General features: G+C 42.0%; 1 protein-coding gene. It reads left to right on the top strand.

Annotated features, from left to right (window positions below; translation table 11 throughout):
• Window positions 1-37 precede the first annotated feature (37 nt).
• Entirely contained in the window at window positions 38-1,201 is a 1,164-nt protein-coding gene (locus KDK14_RS13745; RefSeq protein ID WP_257265740.1) for a serpin family protein, read from the top strand.
• Window positions 1,202-1,463: the final 262 nt, after the last annotated feature.

Below are 1,463 nucleotides of genomic sequence, written 5' to 3' on the forward strand. Positions count from 1 at the left end.
CAATAATAGATATTAAGCTTGGAAATTGTGAATCTACATGAACAAATTAGGTTTTGATCACGCTATGAGTGGACACTATGACAGAGTTCCACCAATGGCCAGGGAAAAAAAAGGTTTTCCCTTGTCACAATCCTCGAGCCAGCCAACAGGTTGTTCCTCAGGTGCTGTTAAAATAGACGCAAAAAACGGCGAACCCAATTTGCAGAAATTAATACGCGATGTACAAGCATTTGTTCAAGTGGCACTATCTAATCGATTAATAAACGTAGTAATGTCACCTCAGCTAATCAGAACAGCCAGGGAAGTTACTATCAGCGTTGAAGCTGGCTTAAATGACAAATCAAAAGAGTCTGATCAAACCGGCCCTCATATCAAGAACACCATAAATGGTTTACATATTCTATCAAAAAACAAAGATGTTGATGAAATTCTGAAAGAACTCGAGATAACCCATATATCTAGTGCAAAGTATAATGAGCTGGGAGTCCAAAAGGCTACATTAGCACTCAATGCGGGCATTGCATCTGACACTGAGGGTACGATTGCTGGTTTTATGGAGGCTAACAATCTGGATGACCCAAAGCTGACCTTGCAACTGGTCACATGCTTATTTCAACAGGTTACATGGAATGAGCCTCTTGACGCGATGTCACAAAAAGAAAGTTCAAAAATGACATGGAACACCACAACCCACCCAGAAATTAAGTGGATTAAAAGCCACCGTACAAACACTATCACCCACGTTGAGAATAAACACTATCAATTTGTCGCTGTTCCTCTTACGGTAAAGGGTATGAAAGCAGTGCTCGTTTTACCACCAGAGGAAACGAATCCCAACAGTGAAGATCTCAACCAGGTTTTATCAGACGGACTGACCTCCATCTTTAGCAAAAATGAAATTATGGAAGCGAAACTAAAGCTGCCAAAATTCAGTGTCGACTATCAATTTACAACGAAATACCCAGAGGCTGGAGCCAATAGTACGCATAAAGTATTATTGACTGTCGATGAAAAGGGAGCAAAGTCAGGCTCTCTGACACGCAAGTGGGGATTTGATTTCTCTATACCTCCTAAACAATACCCCGAATTTTGTTTCAATCGATTATTCTACATTGCAATAATTGATGGCCAAAATGCCAAAGAACCCCGGATAATTTGCATGGCCCGGATTAATCAGCCCCAAGAGGATGTCCGGGAATAGCGTCCGTCCAGGCGACCCTGTCTGGGCCCTCGTAGCGTGGTCAGCAGATAATTGTGGATAAAAACTCAGTTTTGTCAGGTGAATACCCTCAAGGGCAAGTACCGGAGCCTTTTGGCGAGCAAACGCGGATTTTTAGACCAATCTGTTGTTGCCGTAGCGCATGATTATTCAATAAAATCAATCAGATATCGCCTGGTTTCAGGATTGTTTCGTAACTATTCGTTGAAACCATATTGACCCTTGATTTCCAAGGGCTACAAGC

The sequence above is a fragment of the Endozoicomonas sp. ONNA2 genome (assembly GCF_024606365.1).
Taxonomy (GTDB): Bacteria; Pseudomonadota; Gammaproteobacteria; order Pseudomonadales; family Endozoicomonadaceae; genus Endozoicomonas.

Coding starts and splice junctions, on each gene's coding strand:
- KDK14_RS13745 (WP_257265740.1), top strand. CDS start 38: ATGAACAAATTAGGTTTTGATCACGCTATGAGTGGACACTATGACAGA.